This is a genomic window from Flexivirga sp. B27 (assembly GCF_052905685.1).
Genome location: NZ_JBPYUM010000004.1, coordinates 30140 through 56832 on the forward strand (window position 1 = coordinate 30140; position 26693 = coordinate 56832).

29 protein-coding genes are annotated in these 26693 nt (G+C 66.3%); 9 read left to right on the forward strand and 20 right to left on the reverse strand.

The features are described from left to right. Positions 1 to 5 precede the first annotated feature (5 nt). Together ACSZL9_RS15440 and ACSZL9_RS15445 are read right to left on the reverse strand one after the other, a co-directional pair. A complete protein-coding gene (locus ACSZL9_RS15440; RefSeq protein WP_446666405.1) occupies positions 6 to 1742 on the reverse strand; it encodes a Rieske 2Fe-2S domain-containing protein in 1737 nt (578 codons plus the stop codon). Continuing rightward, on the reverse strand, positions 1739 to 2662 hold the full coding sequence (locus tag ACSZL9_RS15445) for a hypothetical protein (RefSeq protein WP_446666406.1): 924 nt from the start codon (positions 2660 to 2662) through the stop codon (positions 1739 to 1741). Before ACSZL9_RS15445 ends, ACSZL9_RS15440 begins: the two co-directional genes overlap by 4 nt. A 291-nt stretch (positions 2663 to 2953) precedes the next feature. Here ACSZL9_RS15445 and ACSZL9_RS15450 point away from each other — a divergent pair, with 291 nt between their 5' ends. After that, a complete protein-coding gene (locus ACSZL9_RS15450) occupies positions 2954 to 3631 on the forward strand; it encodes an HAD-IA family hydrolase (RefSeq protein WP_446666407.1) in 678 nt (225 codons plus the stop codon). A 237-nt stretch (positions 3632 to 3868) separates the two neighbouring features. On the opposite strand, the gene ACSZL9_RS15455 is transcribed toward ACSZL9_RS15450, so the two are convergent. The 4 genes from ACSZL9_RS15455 to ACSZL9_RS15470 form a co-directional block, all read right to left on the reverse strand. Then, positions 3869 to 4330, reverse strand: coding sequence for a hypothetical protein (locus ACSZL9_RS15455; RefSeq protein WP_446666408.1), 462 nt, complete (start codon positions 4328 to 4330; stop codon positions 3869 to 3871). A gap of 577 nt (positions 4331 to 4907) precedes the next feature. Next, the gene (locus ACSZL9_RS15460) at positions 4908 to 5834 is read right to left on the reverse strand and encodes a DUF5655 domain-containing protein (RefSeq protein ID WP_446666409.1); all 927 of its coding nucleotides are present in this window, start codon (positions 5832 to 5834) and stop codon (positions 4908 to 4910) included. Beyond that, positions 5827 to 6657, reverse strand: coding sequence for a hypothetical protein (locus ACSZL9_RS15465; RefSeq protein WP_446666410.1), 831 nt, complete (start codon positions 6655 to 6657; stop codon positions 5827 to 5829). The genes ACSZL9_RS15460 and ACSZL9_RS15465 overlap by 8 nt, the downstream gene beginning before the upstream one ends. Then, entirely contained in the window at positions 6654 to 7112 is a 459-nt protein-coding gene (locus tag ACSZL9_RS15470; protein ID WP_446666411.1) for a hypothetical protein, read from the reverse strand. Before ACSZL9_RS15470 ends, ACSZL9_RS15465 begins: the two co-directional genes overlap by 4 nt. 136 nt (positions 7113 to 7248) lie before the next feature. On the opposite strand from ACSZL9_RS15470, the gene ACSZL9_RS15475 reads away from it, so the two are divergent. Then, positions 7249 to 7560 (forward strand): hypothetical protein, encoded by a 312-nt coding sequence (locus tag ACSZL9_RS15475; RefSeq protein WP_446666412.1) that lies wholly within the window; start codon positions 7249 to 7251, stop codon positions 7558 to 7560. Positions 7561 to 7588: 28 nt separating this feature from the next. After that, positions 7589 to 8407, forward strand: a complete 819-nt coding sequence (locus ACSZL9_RS15480) for a hypothetical protein (protein ID WP_446666413.1) — start codon at positions 7589 to 7591, stop codon at positions 8405 to 8407. Between the two features lie 74 nt (positions 8408 to 8481). Here the strand turns inward: ACSZL9_RS15480 and ACSZL9_RS15485 are convergent, their stop codons facing one another. Then, the gene (locus ACSZL9_RS15485) at positions 8482 to 9003 is read right to left on the reverse strand and encodes a helix-turn-helix domain-containing protein (RefSeq protein ID WP_446666414.1); all 522 of its coding nucleotides are present in this window, start codon (positions 9001 to 9003) and stop codon (positions 8482 to 8484) included. 103 nt (positions 9004 to 9106) lie between these two features. Between ACSZL9_RS15485 and ACSZL9_RS15490 the strand changes: the two genes are divergently transcribed. Both ACSZL9_RS15490 and ACSZL9_RS15495 read left to right on the forward strand, forming a co-directional pair. Then, positions 9107 to 9244 carry a hypothetical protein gene (locus ACSZL9_RS15490; RefSeq protein ID WP_446666415.1) on the forward strand — a complete coding sequence of 46 codons (138 nt, stop codon included), beginning with the start codon at positions 9107 to 9109 and terminating at the stop codon, positions 9242 to 9244. 515 nt (positions 9245 to 9759) lie between these two features. Then, entirely contained in the window at positions 9760 to 10497 is a 738-nt protein-coding gene (locus tag ACSZL9_RS15495; protein WP_446666416.1) for a MerR family transcriptional regulator, read from the forward strand. A 21-nt stretch (positions 10498 to 10518) separates the two neighbouring features. Here the strand turns inward: ACSZL9_RS15495 and ACSZL9_RS15500 are convergent, their stop codons facing one another. The 5 genes from ACSZL9_RS15500 to ACSZL9_RS15520 form a co-directional block, all read right to left on the reverse strand. After that, the gene (locus ACSZL9_RS15500; protein WP_446666417.1) at positions 10519 to 11673 is read right to left on the reverse strand and encodes an acyl-CoA dehydrogenase family protein; all 1155 of its coding nucleotides are present in this window, start codon (positions 11671 to 11673) and stop codon (positions 10519 to 10521) included. A gap of 22 nt (positions 11674 to 11695) precedes the next feature. Then, on the reverse strand, positions 11696 to 12571 hold the full coding sequence (locus ACSZL9_RS15505; RefSeq protein ID WP_446666418.1) for a CoA transferase: 876 nt from the start codon (positions 12569 to 12571) through the stop codon (positions 11696 to 11698). Between the two features lie 118 nt (positions 12572 to 12689). Continuing rightward, the gene (locus ACSZL9_RS15510) at positions 12690 to 13895 is read right to left on the reverse strand and encodes an AAA family ATPase (protein WP_446666419.1); all 1206 of its coding nucleotides are present in this window, start codon (positions 13893 to 13895) and stop codon (positions 12690 to 12692) included. 263 nt (positions 13896 to 14158) lie between these two features. Next, on the reverse strand, positions 14159 to 14818 hold the full coding sequence (locus tag ACSZL9_RS15515; protein WP_446666420.1) for a VC0807 family protein: 660 nt from the start codon (positions 14816 to 14818) through the stop codon (positions 14159 to 14161). Positions 14819 to 14905: 87 nt separating this feature from the next. Further along, positions 14906 to 15442, reverse strand: a complete 537-nt coding sequence (locus ACSZL9_RS15520; RefSeq protein WP_446666421.1) for a HutD/Ves family protein — start codon at positions 15440 to 15442, stop codon at positions 14906 to 14908. Between the two features lie 191 nt (positions 15443 to 15633). On the opposite strand from ACSZL9_RS15520, the gene ACSZL9_RS15525 reads away from it, so the two are divergent. Next, positions 15634 to 16086: a YdeI/OmpD-associated family protein gene (locus tag ACSZL9_RS15525; RefSeq protein WP_446666422.1), complete on the forward strand. Its 453-nt coding sequence runs from the start codon at positions 15634 to 15636 to the stop codon at positions 16084 to 16086. Positions 16087 to 16202: 116 nt separating this feature from the next. Here ACSZL9_RS15525 and ACSZL9_RS15530 read toward each other — a convergent pair whose 3' ends face one another. The 3 genes from ACSZL9_RS15530 to ACSZL9_RS15540 form a co-directional block, all read right to left on the reverse strand. Next, the gene (locus tag ACSZL9_RS15530; protein ID WP_446666423.1) at positions 16203 to 17225 is read right to left on the reverse strand and encodes a zinc-dependent alcohol dehydrogenase family protein; all 1023 of its coding nucleotides are present in this window, start codon (positions 17223 to 17225) and stop codon (positions 16203 to 16205) included. 242 nt (positions 17226 to 17467) lie between these two features. Further along, entirely contained in the window at positions 17468 to 18112 is a 645-nt protein-coding gene (locus ACSZL9_RS15535) for a CPBP family glutamic-type intramembrane protease (RefSeq protein WP_446666424.1), read from the reverse strand. Between the two features lie 2 nt (positions 18113 to 18114). After that, the gene (locus ACSZL9_RS15540; protein ID WP_446666425.1) at positions 18115 to 19119 is read right to left on the reverse strand and encodes an NAD(P)H-binding protein; all 1005 of its coding nucleotides are present in this window, start codon (positions 19117 to 19119) and stop codon (positions 18115 to 18117) included. Between the two features lie 141 nt (positions 19120 to 19260). Here ACSZL9_RS15540 and ACSZL9_RS15545 point away from each other — a divergent pair, with 141 nt between their 5' ends. Next, the gene (locus ACSZL9_RS15545; protein ID WP_446666426.1) at positions 19261 to 20484 is read left to right on the forward strand and encodes an MFS transporter; all 1224 of its coding nucleotides are present in this window, start codon (positions 19261 to 19263) and stop codon (positions 20482 to 20484) included. A gap of 11 nt (positions 20485 to 20495) precedes the next feature. Here ACSZL9_RS15545 and ACSZL9_RS15550 read toward each other — a convergent pair whose 3' ends face one another. Next, positions 20496 to 21371 (reverse strand): winged helix-turn-helix transcriptional regulator, encoded by an 876-nt coding sequence (locus ACSZL9_RS15550; protein WP_446666427.1) that lies wholly within the window; start codon positions 21369 to 21371, stop codon positions 20496 to 20498. An 83-nt stretch (positions 21372 to 21454) separates the two neighbouring features. On the opposite strand from ACSZL9_RS15550, the gene ACSZL9_RS15555 reads away from it, so the two are divergent. Both ACSZL9_RS15555 and ACSZL9_RS15560 read left to right on the forward strand, forming a co-directional pair. Further along, the gene (locus ACSZL9_RS15555) at positions 21455 to 22729 is read left to right on the forward strand and encodes an MFS transporter (RefSeq protein WP_446666428.1); all 1275 of its coding nucleotides are present in this window, start codon (positions 21455 to 21457) and stop codon (positions 22727 to 22729) included. A 68-nt stretch (positions 22730 to 22797) separates the two neighbouring features. Beyond that, positions 22798 to 23406 carry a GrpB family protein gene (locus tag ACSZL9_RS15560; protein ID WP_446666429.1) on the forward strand — a complete coding sequence of 203 codons (609 nt, stop codon included), beginning with the start codon at positions 22798 to 22800 and terminating at the stop codon, positions 23404 to 23406. 78 nt (positions 23407 to 23484) lie between these two features. On the opposite strand, the gene pdxY is transcribed toward ACSZL9_RS15560, so the two are convergent. The 4 genes from pdxY to ACSZL9_RS15580 form a co-directional block, all read right to left on the reverse strand. Next, positions 23485 to 24333 (reverse strand): pyridoxal kinase PdxY, encoded by an 849-nt coding sequence (gene pdxY / locus ACSZL9_RS15565; protein WP_446666430.1) that lies wholly within the window; start codon positions 24331 to 24333, stop codon positions 23485 to 23487. Positions 24334 to 24434: 101 nt separating this feature from the next. Continuing rightward, positions 24435 to 24764: a rhodanese-like domain-containing protein gene (locus ACSZL9_RS15570; RefSeq protein ID WP_446666431.1), complete on the reverse strand. Its 330-nt coding sequence runs from the start codon at positions 24762 to 24764 to the stop codon at positions 24435 to 24437. Positions 24765 to 24778: 14 nt separating this feature from the next. Further along, positions 24779 to 25633: an Fpg/Nei family DNA glycosylase gene (locus ACSZL9_RS15575; RefSeq protein ID WP_446666432.1), complete on the reverse strand. Its 855-nt coding sequence runs from the start codon at positions 25631 to 25633 to the stop codon at positions 24779 to 24781. Next, on the reverse strand, positions 25626 to 26678 hold the full coding sequence (locus tag ACSZL9_RS15580; RefSeq protein ID WP_446666433.1) for an App1 family protein: 1053 nt from the start codon (positions 26676 to 26678) through the stop codon (positions 25626 to 25628). Before ACSZL9_RS15580 ends, ACSZL9_RS15575 begins: the two co-directional genes overlap by 8 nt. Positions 26679 to 26693: the final 15 nt, after the last annotated feature.

Consider the following 26693-nt stretch of genomic DNA (forward strand, 5'->3'; position numbering starts at 1 on the left):
GCACCTCATAGATCCAGGGTCAGTTGCGGTGTCAGGGAACGTGAGACGCAGGTCATGATCGAGTCACACGCGGCCTTTTCGTCGTCGTCGAGGTAGACGTCCTGGTGGTCGGGAGTTCCCTCGATGACAGTCGTCCGGCACGTGCCGCAGGCACCCTGTTCGCAGGACGAGGGCACCACGACTCCTGCTTCCCGCAGCGTCTCCAGGATGCTCTTGCCCGGTTGGACGGTGAGGGTCATGACCGATCGTGCGAGGACGACCTCGAACTGGCTGCTGTCGTCGATTTCGATGTCATTGCGGAAGTATTCGACGTGGACCGCGTCCTTCGCCCAGCCTGTTGTGCGGGCGACCGCGGTGGCGAGCTCGAGCATCGGCGGGGGTCCGCAGAAATAGGCTTGGCTGTCGTCGTCCAGTGCGGTGGTCAGGATCCGAGTCAGCTCTGCCTCGGTCTCGGCGGGGCTCAGGCCACAGACGATCCGGACGTTGTCGAGCTGCTCCAGACGCTCGCGGAAGGCGACGTCCTCGTCGGAGGACACGAAGTAGTGCAGTTCGTAGCCGAGCTGCTGGTGGTGCAGTGCCTGCGCCATCGCCAGTAGCGGTGTCAGGCCGATGCCTCCCGCGATCAGGACCGTCCGGTGCCGGTCACGCCGCAACGGAAAACAGTTGCGCGGCAAGGAAACTGCCAGGACGTCACCTTCCCGGAGATGCTCGTGCACCGCGATCGAGCCACCTGCGGAGTCGGCAGTCCGTTTGACGCCGACCAGGTAGTGGTCGGTCTCTCCCGGTCCGTTCACGAGTGAGTACTGCCGCACCTGCCCTCCTGGCAGGGCGACGTCGAGGTGCGAGCCGGCCTGCCCGCTCGGAAGGGCATCGCCAGTGGCGCTCACGAGCTCGAGCGCACGCACACCACTTGCCGTGTCCCAAGCCCGCGCGACACGAACGCGCGTCGGCAACTCGCGCTGGTCACCGTCGGGCACCTCGACCAGGTCTTCGGGGACGGGCAGGTATGTCGCGGCGAGTTCTTCGGGAGCCGGGTTGCGTGCTGCTGCTGCCTCCGCGCCGTCCCGCAGGCGGCTGATCTCACGGTCGAAGTGTCGGAGCAGGTCCAGTCGGTCGCGGACCGAGCCCGGTGACAGATCAGGGTCGAGCACGCCACGGATGATGACCCGGGCGGCGTCGGTCGGTTGCACGATGAAGAGGCCGACACCCTGGACTTCGACACTGAAGTCGGAGCAGCGATGCGCAACGCCGGACGCACCGTCGGGGGCAGTGGGCGGATCCGCGACCAGGAGCTGCATCGCGTCCTCGACTGTGGCCCGCACCGGAAGCGGCCGTAGCACCAAGCCATCGGGCGACTCGGGGTCCTCGGTCGGCTGGCCGATGGAGGTCCACACCAGGCCATGGGCGACGCGGACGGGGAACGTGCGGTTGGTGATGGTGCGTGCCGGCGCGTTCGCGGGGTGCGCTGGGATGTAGGTGCACGCCGCAGTGCGGTTCGCATACCGCCAGCCGTGATACTGACACTTCAGCTCGCGTCCGTCGTTCTGTGCGATGGAAAGCCGGACTCCCCGGTGCAGACACCGGTTCTCCCACACGTTCACGTGTCCGTCGTCGGCTCGCCAGATCGCCAGCTCCTGCCCGAGCAGTTGCCCATGGAAGACATGCCGGTAGGCCAGGTCTGTTTCGGAGGCGACCGGATGCCACGCGTCCGTCGCGGTCAGCAGCAAGTCCTGGGCGGTCATGCCGCGGCTCCCGGCAGCACGCCGTATCGGATGCCGAGTTGGCTCAGCCAGCGTCGGTAGGCAACGGCTGCCTTGTCGGCCCGTATCGGGGTCTCGGCCCTCGGGTCCAATGGAAGTCGCCGAGGAAGCTGATTCTCCAGGATGGGTTTGTCCTGACCGAAGATGGAGACCTGGAAGCGACGCAACTCCCAGTCGGGCATGTGGTCGTCCAGCAGGCACAACCACATGTGTGCCCGGATGTGCTCCTCGTCGATGGCCTGGATGAAGACCGCGATGGCGTCCAGCCGCCCCGGGTGCCCGGGGCTGGACTTGTAGAGGATCGCGCAGTGCGGGTGCGGAACCCGGTAGGTGTAATCGACCTCGGCGCCGCCTGTGCTGCCCATGGCGGCCTTGGGCTGGAAGAAGACGCAGTCGGTCGCGAGGATCTCCTGGTCCTCGGCCGAGACGGTGACGTTGTAGTCCTTGACCTCGGTGTGCAGCTCCTCGCCGAGCGTCCCGGTGTGCACGAACGGGAAGTGCGCCATGTCGAGGAAATTCTCGATGCTGCGGCCGGCAGAGGTGTGCACGGTCACCGATCCGGCATGCAGCAGCCGGCGGTCCGGCTCCGCGGACTGGGGCACGTCGAAAAGGTGACGCGGCGTCCCCAGCGAGGTCCACAGGTAGCCGTAACGTTGCAGGACCGGCAGGTCGTTCTCAGCCGCGTCCGTGCCCGATGCTGCCACCCCGGCAGACCCGGCCGATGTGCGCCGCGCAACCGTGATCCGGCCGTCCGGGTGCCGTCGAATGGTCAGTGGCACGCCGAGCAGTTGGTCGTCCCATGATCGTTCCGACGAAAAGGAGTCGATCGAGCCGAGCGGGTGCCACAGATCGAGCAGGGCTCTGTCGTGGCAGGGCTGGGCGGGTGCATAAGTCGGACACACGGGTCTACCTCCCGATGGTGCTGGGTGGGAGGGGAGAGGTGACGAGCAGTCGTCCCAGTCTCCGGAGGCTGCCGCAATGGCGAGCCACGGATTCGGCGAAATCACTCCCGTGCTAGTGCCGTTCGGCAGTTTAACGACGTGACTCACCTCACACAATAGCGATGCGCCGAGTCGCTGCCCGCGTCATACACGAGCACGTCCGCCTTGTGGTCCACGATCCCCACCGACGCGGGACCGACATAGGTTGCTGCCTGTCAGTCGACTCATCCGGGCGAGACGAAGGAGACGTTCGTGCCCAATTCCTCGCGCCATACGCCGGCTGTCTTCGAGGCCGCGGCCGTGCTGTTCGACAACGACGGCGTGCTCGTCGACTCCCGGGCGACCGGCGAGGCGGCCTGGGCAACCTGGGCACGGGAACGCCGTCTCGACCCGGAAGCCGTGCTCGCCGTCATGCACGGTCAACGCTCACGGGACACGGTCGCACAGTTCATTCCGCCGGAGGATCTGGAGGAAGCGACTGCCGAGATCGACCTGCTCGAGATGCAGGCAGCAGCAGACACTTCTCCGATCCCCGGCGCTGCCGCACTGATCCAACAGATCCCGGACGCATCGCGAGCCTTGGTAACGTCCGCTTCCCGCCCGCTCGGCACGGCGAGACTGGAGGCCGCCGGGGTGCCATCGTTCGCAACCATGGTCACCGCAGAGGTGGTCACGAAGGGCAAACCGAACCCCGAGCCCTACGAAACGGCTGCCCGACTTCTCGCACTGGCTACCTCTGACTGCATCGTCGTCGAGGACAGCTCAAACGGCATCCGTGCAGCAAGGGCCGCCAAAGTCGGCGCTGTCATCGGCATCGGAACCCCCGCCGTCGGTCAGGGCTGCGACATTGTGGTCCCGGACTGCACCCACCTCGCCTGGACCGCCGCCCGGCTGGTCGCCTCGGACCCAATCTGTCTCGCGCACAGCTAGCCGGCACGGCTTCACCGTGCGTGGCCGCCGCACGCAGCACGGCACCGTATTCGGCATGCCGGGCTCGGGCGCGAGCCATCGAAGACACATCATCTGGGATTCCGGCTGGACGCCAAGGATCTGATTCACTTGAACGGTGACCGCTACGTTCTGACGCACCTCGGCGAAGGGGACGTCGAGCAGCGAAAGTTGCTCGAACCGCAGTAGGCCGCCTCCGGAAGCCCACGGCACCGATATTCATGGGGTCGACGACATCGGGTCTACGCCGCCGACCCGTAGCAAACTTCGCAGCCGGTCTCGATACTGGCGCAACTCTTCGTAGTCCAAGGTCACAACATCTCCAGACGTTCGCGGCGGGGCACCAACTGCCGCCAATCGTTGCTCTGAGGAGTCGTCGATCAGCCGCGTGCCGTGCGCGAAAGCGTTCCGTACCACTGCAACTTCGACTGCGCCAGCTTCCCCATCGAAGACCCCACTCCAGTCTCGACTGTGCTCGCCGAGCAGACTCCCTCCCCAGACTTCGATGCCGCCAGCAGTCCGCGAATCGATCCCAAGTTTCCGACACGCAGCCGACTCTGCGAGTGCGTACGTGTGGATCAGCACCGACGCATAGAGAGTGACTTCGTCTTCGACGGCGGATAGGTGGTTCTTCAGCGCCACTTCATAGCGCCGGCGGCCCGTGGTGCTCGTGATCATCACCGCGTCAGGATCGGAGAGCTCAAGCGAGCTCCATAGATTCCGCTCTCGTGCGAAAGCAAGCCGAGCGCTCTCGAGAAACCGAGTGAGCGCACCCCACTCAGTCCAAACGGTCGGCATTCGACACTCCTTCCCTCCACGCCAGACTCAACAGCAGGCATACCTCAATTTGCATCGATGCCGCGACAGCGAATGCTCCAAATCGTTGGTCTGTCGTAGCGAGAGGCAAACGCAGCTTCGAACCGAGCAGATCCTCTCCGAGCCTGGCACCGCCTGAGCTATGTCGAACAGTCTGCCGAAACTCCTCGAGCGTGATCGATCGACGAGTTCGAACCGGACCGAACCGCTGCCGATTCAGCACCCAATCCACGAGGGCCGAAACGGCATCATATGGGGCTCCAGGTCCCGCAGACTCAGCCATTACGAATGGCCCATGGGACATCATCCGCAGGGGTCCACGAACCCGTGCCGTTCAAGTCACCGACCGGAAGCACCACGCCCACCATGATTGACGGCACCGGCAAAATATGAGTGACCGCATGCTGGCCTTCATGCCATTGCAGTAGCGGGCAAGATTCCATCAGCTCTCCTCGTAGGAGCGCTCGATCAACCCCTGCGCGCGCTGCATATCCTCGGGTCCCCGCATACGCAACTCCAGATCACCTGTGCCGAAGTGTCCGATCGACCTGACGTCGCGGCTAAATCCGTCTTCCAGTGTGATGGAGTCAGGGTTGACCTTGAGGTAGACCAACAGGTTCCGTGTCTGCGGATGAACTTCCACACAAGCGAAGTTCTTCAGCCGACGGAAGGCGAAGTAATTCTTCAAGGTCTTCTTCGTGACGTCGTCGCCGAGCGCGATGCAGAACGCCTCCACCGCTTCGTATAGGTCTTGAAGTTCCGTCGATGACTGTGCGAGGTACTCAGTCGCGGTCTTGGTCGAGGCCACGCTGCCCGTCCCGGGTCCTGGCGTTGCCGGCGCTCCCTCAGACCCGGTGTTGTCGACCTTCGTTCCGCTCATCAGTTCCAGAGCCAGTAGTTCCCCACCGAAGTCGCGGTAGCGCACAAGTTCGATGCTGCGGTTCATCTGCTGCACTGCGTGCTCGTCGTACCGTGTGAAGCCACCTGCAACGCAGATCAGTCGCGGATTGCGCCAGTCGACGGCGGCTGCAGCTTCCGATCCGAGGCGATCGAGAACCAGCATCGTGAAGTCACCGCGGTGGTCCATTAGCCAGTCGAGATAGAACAGTCCTTGGTTGATGACGTTCTCGTTGACGGCGCGCTTGTACTCGAAGATCACCGGGCTGTAGTTCTCGTCAATACCGAGGGAGTCCATCCGTCCACCGTGCTTGACGCCAGTGGAGAACTCAGAGTCCAGGAGCCGTACACCGAACAGTGTCTCCATGTTCCGTTCGATCACCATCTGGAGGGACCGTTCCAGCGCTACGGAGGAACTGGCCAGTTCCTCCGCTGCGCCATCCGTGATACGGAAGAGCTTCAGATCAGACACCAAACCATCCTCTCGGCGCGACGTTTTCGACTGTCTTGCACACGTAGTCACGGACCTCACGAACGCGCGCATCAAGGTCGGCAAGACGACCTGGCGGGTACTCCACAACCAGCGGCTTCGTCGCATGCATGATCACGTTCCGAAATTCGGGGAGCTCACCCATCGTCTCCGAGATGGGACCCGGAACGTCCTGATCCACGCGGCTCACATACACATTGAGAAGATCCCTCAGGTCGAGATACTCGACAATCCTGGTGTCCGTGCCCTCTTTGCGTGCCTTCTTGAAGCGGTTGGCTCCTGGTGACTTCCGCACAAGCTCTTCGATAACCTTGTCGGGAACGGCTGCGCCGATGACGTCGGTCAGACACATCTCGATTTCAGCAATTGCCAGGTAAAAGTGCCCACGCATTGCGTGGCGCTCCAAATCGCTGGGCACGATGAACCCGCTCAAGCCGGCGCCATGGACCGTGAACACGAAGCCGTTCTGCACTGCTGGCAGAACACGCGACAACGATGTCGTCGCTGCGACAATTGGAGTGCGGCTGAGCGGAGTCAGGTGCCCGGCGACAGTGCCGTCACCAGTTTTGAGGTCGCGAAGGTGCACCCACCCGACGGTGTCGCCGCCGGACTGCACTGGAGCTTGGTCGAACTCGGCAGCCTCCAAGCGTTCGAGGGCAGCTTCGCGCGACTCAGTGGCGGAGAGCGCAACAGCGCCATCGAGCGACGTCGACAGCTGACTGGCCACGAACGGTGAGAAACGGTCGTCCCCCATGGGAGCCGAGGGCGCGGTGGTACCAGCAGGGTCGTCGGCGTCGAGTGTCATGCGCTTTCGCCTGATTCACGGATGGTCTTGTAGAACTCGCGGCCAATCATCTGAGTGAGTGCGCTGCGGAAGTCGGGCTTGTCGAGGAACGCTTGCACCAAGTCGCTGTTAACGTCGTGACGATCGATCATGGCGCCTCCGAGGTAGCCGTCCAAAACGGACATGGACTGGTCTTCGCCATCGTGCTGCGCGACCGCCATGACGTGGGCGTTGTCGGCCAGGTCGACTTGGGCTTGTTCGAAGAAGAACTGGTCGGTCTCGGTGAGGTCGGTGCCGACACGTTCGTCGAGCAGGCCGATGATCGACGACAACGGCTCGCGCGGGTCATCGTGTTGCTTGCCCCGATCCGCTTCGCTGCCCTTATGCCCGGACTGCTCAGACTCCTCATCCGTCACCGTCGTCAGAGAAGCGTCGGCGAAGGAAACCTTGTCGTTGAAACGCTCGACTCCTGGCACGCTCGTGAGATTAGTCGTTGGCCGCCGCCCAGCGCACCCAACAAGACACGGAACCCGCCAACATCGATCTGGCAGCAGGCTGGGAGGTGTTCCGGCATACTCCGTGATGCCGCAGCCGCTTAGGGAGGACACCAGCGTGACGACCGTCGATTTCAGGATCAGCACTGACACCGGTGAGCGACTTCTCACCGTTCACGACGGCATGTCTGGAACCGCCACTGATCTCCTCCACTCGGCGTTCCAACTCGCTCAGGCAGGCAAGATGACGCCAACCCGGTTCAACGTCGCTGAGATGGAGTCCGAGGTAACGGGCTCCGTGCTGCGAGAGTTGCTCCAATCGGTGACGCTCGACGACGCCGACGATGGACCGACCGATGAGCATGTCGCCGACGTGCTGAGCCAGATCGATGACTCAGCGACCTACCGGATATCCGGGTTGGAGGTCTAGGCGTGCTCGTTTTCCAAGGCTCAGTGGGATGGACTTCCCGATGGCAGTGAACCCGGTTGACCGTGGCCGCACGCAACCATCTCAGGCTGCTTTCCTCGGGCGTGACGACGAGTGGGTTCGCTGGAACACGGCCGCGTGGCGCTCCTTGGCAGACCCGGGCGGTGAATACCCGCGCTGGAACGCTCGGCTCCGGGAGACGGCAGACCACATCGAGCAAGCAGCTGCCGTCGTCAGCGTCTTGGAACTTGCGATGTTTGGCCTCGGGTGGCGCCGCCCCGACATCGGATTGGCTGCGTGGATCGGACTCGGTCGCCCGACGGATCACCCGATACTCGCGCTCCTCGACGATTGGTGGGGCGAAGACATCGCACTCATCACGACTTGGGCTGGGCACCCTGACTGCGCCGCCTTCAATCTCCTCGATGAGCAAGTCTCCGAAGCCTGTGGCCTTCCCTCGCAGCCGTTTCAGCAACTTCGGCGCAACCCGGCGCTCGAAGAGCACCCGTGGATTCAGAACCATTGCCTCGGTGGATCGGACCCCTTCCATTCGTCTTTTCACGTGCCCGTGCCTGTGCTGCCCAACTATTCGTGTGACCGCGCTGAGCCTCCACGATGGATCACCAACTCCACGTCGAACCCGCCCACCGCGACCATGATCACGAGCCGATACCCCGGGTGGTACGCGCACCTCGTGCATGGCGGAGACAAACTTCCGTCGTCGACTCGCTCTTGGCGGGTCGACGTGGTCATCCAGCCGTTCGGGTGGCTTGGGCAATACCGCAGATCGCGTCAGACTGGCATGTGGTTCACCGGCCGACATCGCTGGCACATGCTGGGACATCCATAGACTCCCGCCCGGCAAGGTCCCATTCGCTGCAGCGATGGCGCCTATGGCCCTCCCACGGTGCAGACGCACCGTGGTCAGTCCGCGGGGTCCGACACATCGACCCCGAGCTCCGTAGCGAAGTCTTCCAACTGCTCCTCTGGGAGCTTCGCTAGGGCCTCGGAGAGTGCGGCCTCGAGACGCTTGCGCCCACGTCGACGGCGATGGACTGCAGCCGTGGTGGCCGCCGCAAGGATTGGGGCGGGCGTTACAAGTGCGCCAACCGCAGCTGCACCCAAGGCTTGCCCGAGCGCTCCGCTCACGGTTCCGGCGCGAAGTGTCGCATCATCAGCTCCGCGCGCCTTATGAAATTGCCAGGCACTGGCGCGCTGTGAGAGATCGGGTGCGTCAATCCCGAGCGCCACAGCCAGCCGCTTCAGCGTGGTGGCTGAGGGCGCCTTCCGTCCCTGCTCAATCTTGGCCAGCATCTCCACGCTGAGTGGCCTGACATCATCCGACCCGGTCAAGAGACACAAGTCCTGACGACTCAAGCCCTGAGCCTCACGCAGCGTCTTGACCGTCGCGCCGATGCTCTGCCGGCGCTCCTCTTCCTCACTCATCGTCCGCCATAGTACCAGTTGCGTACTTGACAGGTACCGACTAACGGCGATACAAACGGTGTACTCACTAAGTACTAACTTGGTACCAGGAAGGGAACACGTCATGATCAGCGGCATCATCACCATTGCGCGGCACCCCGTTGTGCAGCAGGTCGCAACTCAGATTGTGATCACGGTTGCAAACCAAATCGCAGAAATCGCAACCAAGAATGCAGCTCGCCGCGCCCAGGGCACGGCATGAGCGGCGCGGCTTCGAAGCCACTGCGCGTGCCGTCGCTGGCAGAGGCTGCAGCGATCCACGCGAAGAACAAGGCACGCATCGAGGCCGGCGAGACGTACAGATCACAGCGCGCCTTCCCTTATCGCACAGCCGGACGCGCAACCCATTGGCGGTGACTCGGAGAGAACGGCCATACGCAGAGTCCCGTGCAGAACGCGAAAGTTGAGGGTGTGGATCCATTGCAATGGATCCACACCCTCATACCTCCGAACGTCAGTGCACACAGCTGGTGGGTGTCGGCTGTCCAGACTGGGCATTGGGTGGATCCAGAGTCGCAGGTGACTGCGAGCCAGGACGACCTGCACGAGTAGCACGCGAGTCCTACCGAAACCGGTGTCGGTGCCTTGGGACTGGCGCCCGCGACGGCGCCGGGCAAGCCGGCGCGGCTGGCAACCACCTCGACGCGACATCCATACGGTGACAGTTTCGGTGTCACCCTCGGACTTCGACTGTCGCAGGTATGCGAGTATGACGAGATGCCAGGTCGCGCCCCCGCCGAGTTCACCCTTGACGAGCTCGCTGCCCGCTCCGGCGTGACCGCACGCAACATCCGTTTCTACACCGGGCGCGGCATGTTGTCGGCGCCCACCCGACGTGGACGAACCGCGCACTACACGGCCGATCACCTGGTGCGGCTGGAGCTGATCCGAGAGCTGCAGGCGCACGGGTTCACGCTCAGCGCCATCGAGACCTATCTGGCGCGCGTGCCGGCGGACGCATCCCCCGAGACCATCGCCCTGCACCGCACGTTGCTCGCCCCCTGGATGGCCGAGCAGCCGGAATCGTTGTCGATGGCCGAACTCAGCGCCCGCGCGGGGCGCGACCTGAGTCCGCAGGACGTGGGCATCCTGGAGGACCTCGGGATCGTCCGGCGCGCCGGACGGCGGTATGACGTCAGTGTCGCCCACTTGTCCATCGGCGTCTCGATCCTCACGCTCGGGCTGCCCGCCGCCGCTGCCCGGCAGGCCAAGGACATCTTCGATGCCCACGGGCGAGCGATCGCCGAGGAACTCACCGAGGTCTTCCGTGACATCGTCTGGCCGGCATACCGCGACGGCGGAGTTGACGCCGACGATCTGCGAGAGACCGTCGAACGATTCAAGCCCCTGACGATTGCGGCGCTGATCCGCTCCTATGAGTCCGCGGTCAACGACACCAAGCGGGATGCGGCCCTGAAGCGCGCCGCGGCGGAAACGCACGACGCCGGCGCATGATCGAGCCGGCACGGCGGCGGATCAGAGCGTGCGAGCGATCAGCTCCTTCATGATCTCGTTGGTCCCGCCGTAGATCTTCTGCACGCGCGCGCTGGCGTACATCCGGGCGATCGGATACTCGGTCATGTAGCCGTAGCCGCCGAACACCTGCAGGCAACGGTCGATGATCTCGACCTGCTTGTCGGTGCTGAAGTACTTGGCCATCGACGCCGACGCCGCATCGAGCTCGCCCTTGAGGTGCTGTATGACGCAGTGGTCCACCAGCGTCCGCACGGCGCGCGCCTCGGTGGCGCACTCGGCGAGCACGAACCGGGTGTTCTGGAATTTGAGCAGTTCCTTGCCGAATGCCTTGCGATCCTTGGCGTATTGAAAGGTGAGCTCCACGGCCACCTCGGCGACCTTCGCTGCGGAGACCGCGATGATCAGCCGCTCCTGCGGCAGCTGTTGCATCAGCTGGATGAACGCCTGGCCCTCCTCACCGCCCAACAGGTTCTCCGTCGGGATCCGCATATCGGAGAAGAACAGCTCGCGGGTGTCCTGCCCGTGCATGCCCAGCTTCTCCAGGACACGCCCACGCTCGAAGCCGGCCAAGTCCTTGGTCTCCGCGACGAGCAGCGACAGCCCCGCGCCGCCCTCCCCACCGGTCCGCACCACGATGATGATCAGGTCGGCGTGAGAACCGTTGGTGATGAACGTCTTTGACCCGTTGACGACGTAGTGGTCGCCGTCGAGCTTCGCCGACGTCTTGAGCGACTGCAGGTCGGATCCCGCACCCGGCTCGGTCATGGCGATCGCGCCGACGAGCTCGCCGGTCGCCATCTTCGGCAGCCAGCGCTGCTTCTGCTCCTCGGTGCCGTAGTTGAGGATGTAATGGGCGACGATCGTGCTGTGCACGCTGTTCCCGAACGCGTCATCGCCAGCCTGCGCCTGCTCCTCCATCACCACGGCCTCGTGGGCGAAGGTGCCACCGCCGCCGCCATACTCCTCCGGGATCGAGATGCACAGCAGACCCGCAGCGCCGGCCGCGTCCCAGTACTCGCGGTCGACCTGCTTCTGCTGGGCCCAGCGCTCCTGGTTGGGGATGGATTCCTTCTCGAAGAAGGTGCGCGCCATGGACCGAAGATCATCCAGGTCTTCGTCCATCCACGGCGAACGGTAGGCACTGCTGAGCTGCATGGTTCACATTTCTTCTACGACGTCAGGGTGCGTATGGGGTGCGTACGGCGGCGATCGGCAGGTCACGCTCCTGGGCCCAGGCCTGCCACTCCTCGGCCGTGCGTTCGGCGAATGCCGTCTCCAGGTCCTCTTGGCTGCCTTCGACACCGAGCTCCTCGGTCAGGCGTTTCCAGAAGTGCCCTTCCAGCGCCGCGACGGCGACGAATCCCGTTGCTGCTGAATAGATCCGGTACATCGGCAGCGAACCGCCGAGGAATCCCTCTGGCGTGGTCATGCCGTGGGCCGCGGGCTGCGCCATGTCCGCCGCGACCTCGCTGAGGGCGACCTCGCGGAACTGTCCCTCGCCGGTGCGGCCGCAGCCGACCAGCGCGGCCAACCCGTCGGCCACGGCCCGCTCGGCACCGGCCAGGTCCGCGACCAGCACCGTGGGCAGGCCCGGTGGCCGGAGGGTGCCGACACTCGCCTGGTAGGTCAGATCGTGGCCGGCGATCTCGGCTTCCGCACCGGGGTGACCGACGATCGCGACTTGGCACAGCTGGGGGAATTTCGCGTGAATCGTCTCCCAGTCGACGCCGAGACGCGCGAGCGCGGACGGCCGCGAGGATGTGATGAGCAGGTCGGTGTCGGCCAGCCGCTCCCACAACTGATCGAGCTGATCGGCGGCCTTGAGATCCAGCGTGACGACCTCTTGACCAGTGACGAGTTGCTCGTAGTAGGCCGGCACGCCCAGCGCGAGCGGGTCACCGGAGACGGGTTCGACCTTGGTGACGTGCGCGCCGAGGGCACGCAACCGCGCTGCCGCTGCCGGGCCGGGCAGATTGATCGCCAGGCTGAGAACGCGAACGCCCTCCAACGGCAGCGCGACGTGCGAGTCGGTGGTTTGCGGAGTCTCGGCCATGGAGCACCCTCCTGATACGGCGCGTCGACCCAGCCTGTCAGTCTCGGTGCGCGGGGGATGTGATTCGTCGCAATAACACTATCAGTGGCACTGTCAGAATGAGGTGACTCCGCCCGACCTAGCTCACGCTGCGCAGGTACCTCCCGAAGTGCGGGACGGTGAACGCGATACGGCCGCGCTCGCCGGAGTAGATCAGGCCCTTCTTCAGCAGGGCGTCGCGCGCCGGCGAGAGTGACTGCGGCTTGCGACCGAGGACCTTGGCGACTTCGGAGGTCGGCACCGACTCGACGTCGTCCCGGTCGTCGTCGGGTATGTCGAGCGCGGCGTCCGCCATCGCGCGGAGGTATTCGCGCTCGCCGGGAGTCGCTCTCTCGTAACGGGATCCGAAGAATCCCACCGCCAGCTCGGCTTCAGCTGCAGGTGCAGCAACGTCGATGTCGGCGGCGCCGACTGGCGAGCCGGGTGCGACGTCCCACGCGACCTTGCCGTAGGCCTGGATGAAATAGGGGTAGCCGCCGGTGGCGGCATACATGGCATCGAGTGCCGCGTCGTCGAACTTCGCGTCCTCCTCCTCGGCGGGTGATTGCAACGCCTTGTCGGCGGCTTGGCGGGGAAGTCGGTCGATGCGGGCGTATCGAAAGAGCCGCTCGCTGTACGACTTCGACGCCGACAGCACCGCCGGCAGATGCGGCAGGCCGGCGCCGACGACGATGATCGGGAGCGACGCCTGGCTGATCTCGTGGCACGCGGCGCACAGCGCGGACACGTCCTCGGGATCGAGGTCCTGCATCTCGTCGATGAAGATCGCGATGCCGCGGCCCATGTCGGCGGCCAATCCGCCTGCGTCAGAGAGCAATTCGACCAGGTCGATCTCTATGTCGCCGGAGTCGGCGCGGCCGGAAACTGCGGGTGCATCGATGCCCGGGTTCCAGCGGTCGCGCAGCTTGGCGTTGGCCGGGGCGTCCCGTTGGGCGAAGGACTTGATGACGCCGAGCACCTGGTCGACGTCCTCCTGCTGGGAGTGGCCGAGCTCGCGGACCGCCTGGTGCAGTGCGGAGGAGAGCGGGCGGCGCAGCCGCTGATCAGGACGTGCCTCGAGCTTGCCGGTGCCCCACTTCGCGCGAACAGCCGCTGACCGCAACGCATTCAGCAAAACAGTCTTGCCGACACCGCGCAGACCGGTGAGCACGACGGAGCGCTCCGGGCGGCCACGGGCGATGCGCTCCAGCACCACGTCGAAGGTGCGCAGCTCGTCGTCACGGCCGGCCAGCTCGGGCGGGCGCTGCCCGGCACCGGGCGCATAGGGGTTGCGTATCGGATCCACGCGAGGACTGTATGAGTAAATCTAGGGTTTGGCTGATACATCGTTAGCGTGTCGCATCGAGAGGTCGATCCATCAAACCGGCTACACGCGAGGACTGTATAGAGGTATCTAGGGGTTGGGTGATACGTCGCTAGCGGGTGGCATCGAGGACGGTGGTCTCGATACACCTCCTCCGCTGCGCTCCCCCCGGCACTCGACCAGCTTGGGTGGGCGGTCTCGATACGCGGCTCGTTCCTCGCCGCTACTCGACCAGTTTGAGTGGCTTACTCGGCCGCGAGGGCGCGCATCTCCTTGATGCGCGCGATGGTGACGACGAGCATCACGGCATACGCCGCGATCTGTATGACGGCCGACGCGGCGACCGAGAAGTCCAGCGACATCGTGTAGATGACGACCAACCGCACCACCGACTCGATCACCAGCCCGAAGCCCCACAGGAGCGACAGCTGGATGAATCCTGCTCGCAACTCTGCGGATTCGCGCCAACCCTGCTCCAGCTCGGCCAGCGACTCCGGGTCCCTGGCCGCGAGGCGTTTGCCGACGGTGAACGTCAGCGGCCGCTTCAGCACGGCACTGACCAGGAAGATCAGACCCGCGAGCGCCGTGACGACACAACCCTTCACCAGCAGCCACCGCGCGTCGCCGGTGATCGCCGACAACACCATGCCGAGCGCGAAGAGCGTCATCATGAACGCCGAGAACGCGTCGATCTTCTTGTGCTGCCACGCACCCCACGCGACCCGCAGACCGGAGACGATCGTCGCCGCCACCAGCGACCAGAACGCGCTCTGCCCGGCAGCCCGCGCCACGTAGTAGGCGACCAGCGGCAGTCCGACGTCCCACGCGAGCATCGTCACCAGACCGCTGAGCTTGATGCGACTGCCGTACGCGCCGGCGGGAGTGGCGCTCTCGGTCTCGGTCATCGGTTCAGCCTAGGCGGATCGCAGTCTCGATACGCGGCTCGTTCCTCACCGCTACTCGACCAGCCTGCGTGGGCTACTCGACCAGCTTCAGTGTGTGATCGTGACGACGATCGCCGCGCCGGCGGTCGCGTCGACCGTTGCCGCAGTATCGAGCTGCGACAGATCGAAGGGCCCGAGCTCGACCCCGCACGACACCGTGCCGTCCATGCAGAAGACGAAGACCTCCGCGCCTGGCAGCACCTCCGCCATTGCCGTGCCACCGACAACGGTCGCGACGTGCGCGGCATACGCACCGCGCCGGGTCATCACGTTGAAGTCACGGGTCGGACCGTCAGACACCGTGCAGGCGACCTCCGTCTCACCCTCGAAGCTGTATGGCGAAAAACGCTGCAACTCCACAGCATCCGGACTGTGCAGCGTCATTCGACCTTTCGAGCACAGGACGATCACGCGGTCCACGCCATCGATCCGGGAGAACGGCCCGTCCTGCTCCACCTCGGCAACGCTCAGCCGCCATCCGAAGTCGCCGTCTGCCGGGTGACGGGCGAGTTCGTGCGTGATGCCTCCGCCACCGAGCCACGGCATGGTCGTCGCTTCGGCGAAGCGGGTCACCGTCACTGTCATGCTCTTCCTCCTGTTTCCGCGCTTGGTCTCGATACGGCCTCGGCTAGCGCCTCGCCCTACTCGACCAGCTTGAGTGAGCCGGCCTCGGTTAGCGCCTCGCCCTACTCGACCAGCTTGAGTGAGCTACTCGACCAGCATGATCGATCGGTGCAAGGATCGATCGAACACCTGTGACCAGCGGAGGAGCGCACATGGAGTTCGAGACCACGATCCAGCTGCACGGCAAGGACAATCTCGGGATCACCGTGCCTGACAACCTCGTCGAGGAGCTCGGCGGTGGCAAGCGTCCGAAGGTCGTCGTGACGCTCGGCGACTACACGTACCGCACGTCGATCGCGCGCATGGGCGGGCAGTTCCTCTTCGGCGTCAACAAGGAACACCGGGCCAAGGCCGGCGTGCACGCGGGCGACGAGGTCACCGTCGGCCTCGAGCTGGACACCGCGCCCCGAGACGTGACGCTACCGCCGGAGGTAGCTGCCGCTCTCACCGAGAAGCCAGCACTGGCAAGCTATTTCGCGTCGCTCTCCTATACCAAGCAGAAGGAATACGTCACCTGGATCGAGAGCGCCAAGAAGCCGGAGACACGGGAGAACCGCATCGCCAAGACGCTCGCGAACCTGGCGGAGGGCAAGCCGCTGCGGTGAGCGCACTTGGTCTCGATACACCTCCCCCGCTTCGCTGGTCTCGATACACCTCCCCCGCTTCGCTCCTCCGGCACTCGACCCACCGCTCCGGCACTCGACCAGAGTGCCCGCTCTTCTCACACAGTCAGCAGTGTCTTGATCGCCCGCCGCTCGTCCATCGCGGCATACCCCTCGGCGGCTTCCTCCAACGGCAGTGTCAGGTCGAAAACCTTGCCAGGGTTGATCTTTCGGCTCTCGATGCGGTCGATCAGGTCGGGCAGGTAGCGGCGCACCGGTGCCGGCCCGCCGTGCAGATGTATGGCGGAGTAGAACATCTCCTGACCCGGCAGCTCGACCCCGTGCGAGACCCCCACGAACCCGACATGACCGCCGGCGCGCGTCGACCGGATCGCCTGCATCATCGACTCCTGCGTGCCGACCGCCTCGATGACCGAGTGTGCGCCATACCCGCCGGTCATCTCCTTGATGTGTTCGACGCCGTCGTCGCCGCGCTCCTCGACGATGTCCGTCGCACCGAAGGCACGCGCCAACTGCTGCCGCGGCTCGTGCCGGCTCATCGCGATGACGCGCTCCGCCCCGAACTCCCGCGCCGCCAGGACACCGAGCAGGCCGACCGCGCCATCCCCAACAACGACAACGGTTTTCCCAGGCGCAACCGCTGCAGCATCCGCCGCGAACCAGCCGGTCCCCAACACGTCCGACGCGGCGAGCAGCGACGGGAGGAGGTCGGCGTCCGGCATACCCGATGTGGCGACGAGGGTCCCATCTGCCCACGGGATCAGTGCACGCTCGGCCTGCGTGCCGCTGCGGCCGACGGGTTGCACGTGGGCACAACGGGATTGGTAGCCCGCCTGACAGATCTCGCAGGTGCCGTCGGACGCCATGAACGATCCGACCACGAAGTCGCCCGGTGCGACCGTGGACACGTCGTCACCGATCTCCTCGACGACACCGACATACTCGTGGCCCATCGGGATCGGGCCGTCGAAGTCGTTCGCGCCGCGGTAGGACCACAGGTCCGAGCCGCACACGCAGGTCGCCGCGAGTCGGATGATCGCGTCCGTCGGCTGGGTGATCGTCGGATCCGGACGGTCCTCGACCCGCACGTCGCCGGGGCTGTGCAGCATGACTCCACGCATCGCGTCTCCTTCGCATTGGGGTGTATGGCGCCTTCTGGCATTCACACTAGACACTGGTAGAGGCGGGCATCGAGTGGTGATGGCGCCCACTTGATCTCGATACACCCTCCGCCGCTCCGGCACCCCACGAAGTTTCTCCCCCGCTTCGCTCCTCCGAATACTTCGCGGGGACCCCGCCCGCTCCCCCGGCACTCGATCAGCGTGGGTCCGGGCACTCGATCAGCATGGGTCCGGGCACTCGATCAGCGGGGGCGCTGCAGAATCGGCGGCAGCACGCAGAGCATGCCGGTCGACCAGATCACGTGCAGCACCAGCGGCGCCACGACGGAGTCGGTGCGCGCTCGCTCACAGCCGGCCAGCACACTGAGCGGCCCCGACGCCAGCACCAGCATCGGGTTGCCGGTGGCCGAGGTCACCAAGATGTGCAACGCGGTGGTGCCGGCCACCGCAGGCAGGCCGACGCTCCGCGCCATGTCGTATGACGCCCCACGGAAGAACAGCTCCTCGGCTGCTCCGGTGAGGAGCGCCAGTGCGGCGACCGGGACGAGCGGACCCTTCCGAGCGTGATCGACGACGTCGGCGATCTGCTTTCGTAGCAAGGGAACACGTGACCCAACGACGCCGCCGGCCGCGAAGGCCGCGACCAAGCCGGCACCGACGGCAGCAGGCCGGAGGACCTGCTCCCGGACGTCGAAGGGTCGGCGCTCAGCCGGTGTCGCGACGCGGACGGCCACGGCTCCAACGGTCCAGATCACGGCAAGTTCGACCGTGCGCCGCCGGAAGTCCGGCCCGCCGCGCGGGCTGCGGATGGCCCGGCGCAGCGCGGGCACGCCAGCAGCGAGGGTCGCCGCCTCGGCGACCAGCGCCGCGATCCGCCGACGTGTCACGCTCAACCCGCCCACGGCGGATCGGCGCTGGTCAGCCCGCCCGGCTCGGCCTGCCCGGGCTCGGGAAGCTGCCCGGAGCCGCGACCCGCTCCATCGAGTGCCGCTGCGATCGCCGCGTCCAGGCGCATCGGCTCGGGCACGTCGACCAGCTCCCAGATGTCGCGCTCGCGGCATACGACCTCATGCACGAGACTGCCGACGAGCGGTTTGGCGACACCGGTCGGCACCGGCGTCACCAGGCCGACCCACTGGCTGGCCAGCCAGGGCGTGAGCACCGGGACGGTCACCACTCGCCGGCGGCCCAGCGCGGCCGCGGCCGCGTAGCAGTCGATCAGCCCCCGATAGGTCACCACCTCGCCCGCACCGATGTCGAAGGTGCGGTTGCTGTCGGCGGGAAGCTCGGCCGCCGCGACCAGCAGATGCAGGACGTCACGGACCGCGATGGGTTCGATGCGGTTGTTCAGCCACTGCGGGGCGACCATCACCGGCAACCGGTGCGTCAGATGCCGCAGCATCTCGAACGACGCCGAACCCGACCCGACGATCACCGCGGCCTGCAGCACCGTCGCGGGCACCTCACCGGCGAGGAAGATGTCACCGACCTCGACACGTGAGGCCAGGTGTGGACTGAGCTCCTCGACGTCGGGGTGCAGGCCGGACAGGTAGACGATCCGTTGCACGCCGGAATCGGCTGCGGCATGGCAGAACTGGTGCGCCATACGCTTGTCCCGCTCGCGGAAATCTCCGTCGCCGTCCATCGAGTGCAGCAGGTAATAGGCGATCTCGACACCTTCCATCGCCTGCCGCAGGTCGTCCGGATCGGTCGCGTCACCGGCGACCACCCGCACTGCGTCCTCGTCGCGGGCCCAGTCACGCTCGCGGATCCTGTCGGGATGCCGGGCCAGCACCGACAGGTGCCGCCCGGTCGCCAGCAACTCCGGCGCGAGTCGCGACCCTATGTAGCCGCTCGCGCCCGTGACGAGCACGCGGCCCGGTTGGTGTGCCATCACCTCAACCTAACCGGCTTGCGGCCTATCGCGTCTTCTGCCGCTCGCGCTAGACAGTGTTAGACATCGGCATCGAGGGGTGTTCCCGGGGTGCCCGGCCCCGCTGCTGCCGCCGGACGCCCCGCAGCGGACCATGGAGGTATGACGTCAGCCGCTCCGGACACCACCCGCACCTCGTCCGGAGATGCCGGACACCGTCGTGCGTTCTGGCTGATCGCCGCCGGATTCGCCGCGACGATGGCGTTCACGACAGTGCCGACGCCGATGTACGGGCTCTACCAGGACCGCGACGGCTTCCCGACGCTGATGATCACGGTGATCTTCGCGGCATACGGCTTCGGGGTGATGGGCGGGCTCTACTTCGCCGGGCACGTGTCGGACTACCTCGGCAGGCGGCGGGTGCTGCTCGCCGCGGTGCTCACCGAGTTGGCGTCCTGCCTCATCTTCGTCTTCCTCAAGGACGTCACCAGCCTGCTCATCGCGCGGTTCATCTGCGGGGCGGGCATCGGTGCGGTGACGTCGACCGCCACCGCACACCTCGCCGAACTGCGCCGCGTCGGCGCGCCGGGCGAGGACGGGCGTCGCGCCAGCCTGGTCGCGAGTGCGGTCAACACCGGCGGTCTCGCGCTCGGGCCGCTGATCGGCGGCATGCTCACCGAGTGGCTGCCGCACCCGTTGACACTCCCTTACGTGGCGTTCCTCGTCGCACTTCTGCTGGTCGGGCTCATCGCATTCCGCGCCCCGGAGACGGTGCAGGTGCCGGCGCGGCGGCCGTCATACAAACCGCAGCGCGTGAGCGTATCCCCTGAGGTGCGAGCGGAATTCATCGCCAGCGGGCTGGCCGCGGCGGGGTCGTTCGCAGTCCTCGGGTTCTTCACCTCGCTCACCGGCAGCGTGCTCGGCGAGGTCATGCACGAGCAGTCACGGCTGGTCACCGGTCTCGTCGTCTTCGGCACCATGGGCGCGTCCTCGGTCTCGCAAGTGGCGTTCTACGCGCTGCGGCCACGCCCGAAGCTGCAGGCCGGGATCGCGCTCATCGTCGCCGGGCTCGTGCTCGTCGGTGCGGGCACGATGGCAGGTCTGATCGCGCTCTTCGCCCTCGGTGGCGTCATCGCCGGCGCCGGCATCGGCCTCATCTTCGCCTCGTCGATCGCCGCTGCGAACCGGATGGCCGACCCGGCCCACCGCGGAGAGACCGTGGCGGGGATGTTCCTCGCGGCATACGCCGGGATCACCGTGCCGGTCATCGCGTGCGGTGTGCTGCTCACCTGGGTCCCGACCGTCACGCTCGTCGTGTGCTTCGCCGCGCTGATCATCGTCGTCGCGACGGCGTCGACCTGGCAGATGCTGAAACACACGCCCTGACCGACGACTGGTCAACCCGCCAATTCCGTTGCCTGTGAGAGCATTTCGTCCACCGATCCGGCCGGGTCGATGATCGGCGCCTGGACGAACCGCACGACACCGCCAGGATCGACGAGCAACGACTGTCGCTTGTAGCGCTCCGCTCCCGCGACCCTGAACATCGGCAGTCGAAGTGCCGCCGCGACGCGGCCGTCCGGATCGGACAGCAGCGTGAACGGCAGCTTCTCGGCGTCGGCGAACGCCTTCTGCTGGTCGGCCCGCTGCGTGCTCACGCCGTGCAGGCCCACCCCGATCGCGTCGAACCGCGGTTCGCGAGCGGCATACGTCCGCGACTCCAGGGTGCAGCCGGGTGCGCCGGGGATGTCGTCCCAGCCCGGCGGATGGCCCTGCACGCCGGACACGAACGCACCGGGGAAGAAGTAGAGGACGCGCCACCCGGCTCCGCGCAACGCGACGTCCGACCCGTCGTGCGCAGGCAGCGTCAGGTCCGGCAGCGTGGTGCCCACGAGGCGGTGCACCCGCTCCGACTCGGCGGAACGCACCGACGACGTCGCCGCCACCGAGCCGTCACCGAGGAGCCAGCGGTCGCCGAACTCCTGCATCGCGATCAGCACCGGCAGCAACCCCTCGCCGCGTCGGGTCAGCACGTAGTCGTGCCGGGGCGGCCGTGTCGAATAGGCCCTCCGCTCGACCAACCCGTCGTCGACGAGTGACGCCAATCGCTCGCTGAGGGCGCGCCGACTGATGCCCAGTGCGTCCTGTATGACGTCGAATCGCGTGACACCGGAAGAGATCTCCCGCACGATCAGCCAGCTCCACCAGTCGCGGACGACACCCAGTGTCTGCGCGATGCCGCAGTCGGCGTCGCCGAGATCTTCGTGCCGCATGTCACCTCCAACGCGCGAGAAGCGTAGTAGATTCCATCCTGGAACGTAGTTAGTTCCATTTTGGAACTCATGAGAGGACGCGTATGGCGCAGAACGACACGGCCGCGGTGCACACACTCGACTCGGGCGAGCCGGAGGTCGGCGATCCACGCGCCTTCTGGACCTACTGGTCCGCGTCCACCACGTCCGGCGTCGGCAGCGCGATGACCACGGTCGCGATGCCGCTGGTCGCGGTGCTGATTCTGCATGCAGGCGCTGTCGAGATGGGCGTGCTGACCGCAGCGGGCGACATCGCCTGGCTGGTGGTCGGGCTCCCGGCAGGCGCGATTGTGCAGTGGCTGGCGCTGCGTCGTCTGCAGGTCGGCCTCGACCTGCTGCGCGCCGTCGCCATACTCAGCATCCCGCTCGCGTGGTGGCTCGACGGCCTCACGCTCGCGCACCTGGTGATCGTCGCCCTCGTCGTGTCGTTCGCGAACGTGTTCTTCTTCGTGGCCAACTCCACCTTCCTGCCGTCGGTCGTGCCCAAGTCCGAGTTGCACGCGCGCAACAGCCTGATGAGCGGCACCCACGCGACCACCCAGCTCAGCGGACCCTCCGTCGCCGGACTGCTCGTGCAGGCGATCGGCGCGGTGCCGACGCTGCTGGTCGACGCAGCGAGCTACCTCGTGTCCGCGACGCTCCTGCAGCGCCTGCCCGAGCGACGCCAACCGGGCGACCGGACGGAGGTCGGCTCCTTGCGCCGTCAGATGCGGGAGGGCTGGGACTTCGTCCGCCACCACCCGGTCATGAACGCCTGCATGTGGGACGCCACGATCACCAACTTCGTCTGCGGCGGCCAGCTGGCCCTCTTCGCGGTCTACCTGGTCCAGTCGACACGCGCACCCGCCGGCCTCGTCGGATTTCTGCTCGCTGCCGAGGGCGTCGGCTCGCTCATCGGTTCAGCGCTCTCGCCACGGATCGTCCGGTCCCTCGGATCGGCGCGCGCCTGCATCGTCTACGGCTTCGTGTCTGTCGTCGGCGCCCTGACCATCCCGCTCGGCGCTCACGTGACCGCGTGGATCCTCTTCGCCGTCGGCAACATCGTCTTCGCGCTCGGCGTTGTCGTGCTCAGCACCGCGACCCGGACCTTCCGGCAGACCGCTACGCCGCCGGAGTTGTTGTCCAGAGTGATGGCGACGGTCCGCTTCGTGTCGTGGGGCGCGATACCACTCGGCGCGCTCACCGCCGGAATGCTCGGGCACTGGCTCGGACTGCGACCCGCGCTCTTCGTGCTCGGCGCGGTCACCATCGGCTCACCGCTCGTGCTGTTGTGCAGCCCGGTGCGCCACCTGCGGAATCTGGACGATCCGGTCGTATGACGCCTCAACGCAGCCGCACGACCTCCATGATCGCGATGCACCGAACATGCTGAAATACACTCTCCGACATGTCGATCCATCCGCTGTGGCGCCCCTTCAACCCGGGCGCCAATGCTCGACGTCAGGGCGAGCGGGTGGCACACCGGCAGTCGGAGATCGGGCCGCTGACAGCAACCGGACACGCGCGGTTCGCCACCCAGTACGCGGCACTGCGCGAAGCGATAACGGAAGCGCTCGGGGAGAGGCTGCTCGCCATCGAACACGTCGGTTCGACCGCGATCCCAGGGTTGCTGGCGAAACCGGTCATCGACATCGACCTGACGGTGCCCGACGTGAATGCCGAGGGGGACTACCTGCCCGCACTGGAGTCGATCGGCTGGCGGCTGATCTTCCGTGACGATTTCGGTGGCGACGCACACCGGCAACTGACGTATGCCGAGCCGAACACCAATCTGCACGTATGGTCGCCCGGCGCGATCGAGCCACAACGGCATCTGCTGTTCCGAGAGTGGCTGGCTGCCAATACCGGAGCGCAAGAACGGTATGCCGCCGCGAAGCGATCCGCACTGACCGGAGAAGTGCGTTACAACGACGCGAAAGCCGGCGTCGTCTATGACCTCTACGAGCAGGCCTTCGCCTCGGACGCACGTCATACACATGAACCTCAGCCCCGATGACGCTTTCGCCCATGCCACGCGGGAGCTATAGCTCCCGTTCGGCATCGGCGAACCCGATCCGAGGCCACGGCACGCGCCTCAGCGCAACCGGACGACCTCGAAACGCCCCTGCGGGTGCGCGATCGCGTCCTGGCTCTGGATCAGCTGGATCTCACGAGTGCCCGCCTGATGAGTCCGCTCCATGATCGAGTAGACCGAATCAGCTGTGTCCGCAAGGGCTTTCGCTGGATCCTCGGTCATCCAGCGGGCCAGGAAGATCGCCGCCGTCGCATCGCCGGCGCCGGAGACGTACATCGGCAGGAGGGGCGTCGTCACCAGCCAGGCGCCGTCGTCGGTCACGATCGCGAGTTGCACTGAGTCCGCTGGGGTCTCGTCGGTCTGCACGGACGTGACCAGCACGACGCGAGGGCCGCGCTCACGCAGCGCGTCGACAGCCTGCAGCAGCTCGTCGACCGTGTGCACCTCGGACTCGGTCAGATAGTCCAGCTCGAACTGGTTGGGCGTGACGATGTCCGCGGCGGGAATCACCTTGTCCCGCATGAATTCCGGGATGCCGGGCCGCACGAAGAAGCCGCGCTCGACGTCACCCATCACCGGGTCGGCGCAGTAGATCGCCGCCGGATTCGCTGCCTTGACGCGCGCGACCGACTCGAGGATCACCGCACCGACCTGCTCGCCGCCCTGGTAACCGGACAGCACCGCGTCGCACTCGCCGAGCACACCGCGCTCCTCGATGCCGGTGATCACGTCGGCGACGGTCTCCGGCTCGAAGACCGGGCCACGCCACTCGCCATACCCGGTGTGGTTGGAGAAGTGCACCGTGTAGACCGGCCACACCTCGAAACCGAGGCGTTGCAACGGAAACACCGCCGAGCTGTTGCCCGCGTGACCGTAGGCGACGGAGGACTGGATCGACAGGATGTTCACCGCGGCAGTGTAGGCCTCGAGACGTGGTTCCTGAGGAGCCCGTGAGGGACGAGCGGGCGTCTCGAAGGGCTCGTGCCTCGCTCCTCGGCCACCTCGGGCGGTCACATCACCTGACCGTCGGCACCGGAGTCGTCGACGACCGGCTTGCCCGCGAACGCCCACTGCTTCATGCCGCCATGGACGTTGATCGTGTCGAAGCCCTGCTGCTCCAACCAGGCAACCGCGCGGCCGGACCTGTTGCCCGACCGGCAGATGATCGGCAGCGGGTCACGCTCGTCGGACTCGGGCAGCTCACCCAGCCGAGCCGGCAGCTCTCCCAGCGGAATGTGTATGGCGCCCGGCGCATGCCCGGCATCCCATTCGTTCTGCTCGCGCACGTCAATCACGACGGCGTCGTCGGCCAGCTTGTCGGGCGTCGTGGAATCAGCCATGACTCCATCCTGACTCATTTGAGTAGCCGAGACATCCGGCGGTCGGCCAACGTCTTGCCGCCGGTCTGACAGGTCGCGCAATATTGCATCGACCGGTCCGCGAACGACACCTCACGCACCACATCACCGCACACCGGGCACTTCTCGCCGGTGCGGCCGTGCACCCGCATGCCGGACCGCTTGGCATCCTTCAGATCCTTCGCCGGTTTGCCCGAGGCCGCCGCGATCGCCTCGGTGAGGATGTCGCGCAGCGCCTCATACAACGCCGTCACCTGGTCCTCGGTCAGCTTCCCGGCCACGGTGTATGGCGAGAGCTTCGCGGCGTGCAGCACCTCGTCGGAGTAGGCGTTGCCCACGCCCGCGATCACCGACTGGTCACGCAACAGACCCTTCACCTGAGATCGCGAATCGGCAAGCAGCGCAGCGAAATCCGCCCGGGAGATGTCCAGCGGATCCGGCCCGAGCGAGGCGATCCCGGGCACCTCGGAAGGGTCCCGCACGACATACGCGGCCAGCCGCTTCTGGGTGCCCTGCTCGGTCAGGTCGAAGCCGGAGTCGTCGGCAAACCGCACCCGCAGCGCGATCGGCGACTTGCCCGGCCGGACGGCAGTCTGCGGCAGCGCATCGGACCAGCGCAGCCACCCGGCACGCGACAGGTGGAAGATCAGGTGGATGCCGTCGACGTCCAGGTCGACCCATTTGCCGTGCCGGCGCACGTCCGTCACGGAGAGGCCACCCAGCGAATCCACCGGCGGGTCATAGGTTTTCAGCACCGAGAAGGACCCCAGCTCGACCTTCGCGACCGGGAGGTCGAGCACGCGGGACCGCAGGAAATCGACCAGTCCCTGCACCTCGGGCAGCTCAGGCATCGGCATCACTCCGCGTGCCCGACTCCTGCACGAGGGCCTTCCGGACCAGCCGGTGCAGGGTGAATCCGTCCGGCCCCTCGCACACGATCATCCGCAGCGGTCGACCGCGCAGCTCGTCACGCACCAGCGGGTGACCGTGGGACAGCAGCTGCTGGGTCACGGTGAGCTGCCGGATCGCGATGCACGCAACGTTGTCGGGGTGCTCGACGGCGAAGTCTTCGTAGATGACCGGGTCGTGCTGACCGTCGTCACCGACGAGAAGCCACTGGATGTGCGGGAATTCACGCGCCAGCCGCCGCAACGACGTGCGCTTGTGCTCCTGCCCGCTGCGGAAGATGCTGTCGTCGGTCGGGCCCCAGTCGGTCAGCAGCGCCGGGCCGAGCGGGAAGCCGTGCCGCCGCAGGAAGCGGGTCAGAATCGGCTGGGTGTTCCACGCTCCGGTGGACAGGTAGATGATCGGCGCGCCGGGATGGTCGGCCAGCAGCGAGCGATACATCGCCGGCATGCCGGGCACGACCTTGCGGGCGGTCTCCTCCAGCACGAAGCTGTTCCAGGCCGCGATCATCGGGCGGGGCAACGCGGTCACCAGGCAGGTGTCGTCGACGTCGCTGATGATGCCGAAGCGCGTCTCCGGTCCAATGACCTCGATCGGAGCCTCGACGGTCAGGTCACCGACGGTCACCGTGGCGTGCTGCCGGCCCGGCGCGAGCCCGTGGTCGCGCAGCTCGACATCGAGGTAACCGCCTCGATCGGTCGTGGCCGTGGCGCTCGCGGCTCCGAACCGCACCTGCACGTCGACTCCGGCCAGCGGAGCGGTGAAGAACACCTTGAAACCACGACGGATCGGCGCTTCCTCTGCCGCAGGAGCGGTCGTTGGCTGACCGTCGCGCCCCAGCACCACACGCGCGAGCACGCGTGCAAAACCCTCACCGGCATACCCCATGTAAGGCAGCACCTGCTGCTGCCAGCCGCGCTTGCGCAACCGGCGCGCCACGATGCCGTTGACGGCGTCCTCGGCGCGTGCTGCGGGATGGGCTTTGGGCATGTGCTCAGGTTAGAG

Bases quoted from the DNA above. Each gene is read 5' to 3' on its own strand.
- ACSZL9_RS15440 (WP_446666405.1), bottom strand. From the start codon at position 1,742: ATGACCGCCCAGGACTTGCTGCTGACCGCGACGGACGCGTGGCATCCG.
- ACSZL9_RS15465 (WP_446666410.1), bottom strand. From the start codon at position 6,657: ATGACACTCGACGCCGACGACCCTGCTGGTACCACCGCGCCCTCGGCT.
- ACSZL9_RS15480 (WP_446666413.1), top strand. From the start codon at position 7,589: ATGGACTTCCCGATGGCAGTGAACCCGGTTGACCGTGGCCGCACGCAA.
- ACSZL9_RS15485 (WP_446666414.1), bottom strand. From the start codon at position 9,003: ATGAGTGAGGAAGAGGAGCGCCGGCAGAGCATCGGCGCGACGGTCAAG.
- ACSZL9_RS15490 (WP_446666415.1), top strand. From the start codon at position 9,107: ATGATCAGCGGCATCATCACCATTGCGCGGCACCCCGTTGTGCAGCAG.
- ACSZL9_RS15495 (WP_446666416.1), top strand. From the start codon at position 9,760: ATGCCAGGTCGCGCCCCCGCCGAGTTCACCCTTGACGAGCTCGCTGCC.
- ACSZL9_RS15500 (WP_446666417.1), bottom strand. From the start codon at position 11,673: ATGCAGCTCAGCAGTGCCTACCGTTCGCCGTGGATGGACGAAGACCTG.
- ACSZL9_RS15505 (WP_446666418.1), bottom strand. From the start codon at position 12,571: ATGGCCGAGACTCCGCAAACCACCGACTCGCACGTCGCGCTGCCGTTG.
- ACSZL9_RS15515 (WP_446666420.1), bottom strand. From the start codon at position 14,818: ATGACCGAGACCGAGAGCGCCACTCCCGCCGGCGCGTACGGCAGTCGC.
- ACSZL9_RS15520 (WP_446666421.1), bottom strand. From the start codon at position 15,442: ATGACAGTGACGGTGACCCGCTTCGCCGAAGCGACGACCATGCCGTGG.
- ACSZL9_RS15525 (WP_446666422.1), top strand. From the start codon at position 15,634: ATGGAGTTCGAGACCACGATCCAGCTGCACGGCAAGGACAATCTCGGG.
- ACSZL9_RS15530 (WP_446666423.1), bottom strand. From the start codon at position 17,225: ATGCGTGGAGTCATGCTGCACAGCCCCGGCGACGTGCGGGTCGAGGAC.
- ACSZL9_RS15540 (WP_446666425.1), bottom strand. From the start codon at position 19,119: ATGGCACACCAACCGGGCCGCGTGCTCGTCACGGGCGCGAGCGGCTAC.
- ACSZL9_RS15545 (WP_446666426.1), top strand. From the start codon at position 19,261: ATGACGTCAGCCGCTCCGGACACCACCCGCACCTCGTCCGGAGATGCC.
- ACSZL9_RS15550 (WP_446666427.1), bottom strand. From the start codon at position 21,371: ATGCGGCACGAAGATCTCGGCGACGCCGACTGCGGCATCGCGCAGACA.
- ACSZL9_RS15555 (WP_446666428.1), top strand. From the start codon at position 21,455: ATGGCGCAGAACGACACGGCCGCGGTGCACACACTCGACTCGGGCGAG.
- ACSZL9_RS15560 (WP_446666429.1), top strand. From the start codon at position 22,798: ATGTCGATCCATCCGCTGTGGCGCCCCTTCAACCCGGGCGCCAATGCT.
- ACSZL9_RS15570 (WP_446666431.1), bottom strand. From the start codon at position 24,764: ATGGCTGATTCCACGACGCCCGACAAGCTGGCCGACGACGCCGTCGTG.
- ACSZL9_RS15575 (WP_446666432.1), bottom strand. From the start codon at position 25,633: ATGCCTGAGCTGCCCGAGGTGCAGGGACTGGTCGATTTCCTGCGGTCC.
- ACSZL9_RS15580 (WP_446666433.1), bottom strand. From the start codon at position 26,678: ATGCCCAAAGCCCATCCCGCAGCACGCGCCGAGGACGCCGTCAACGGC.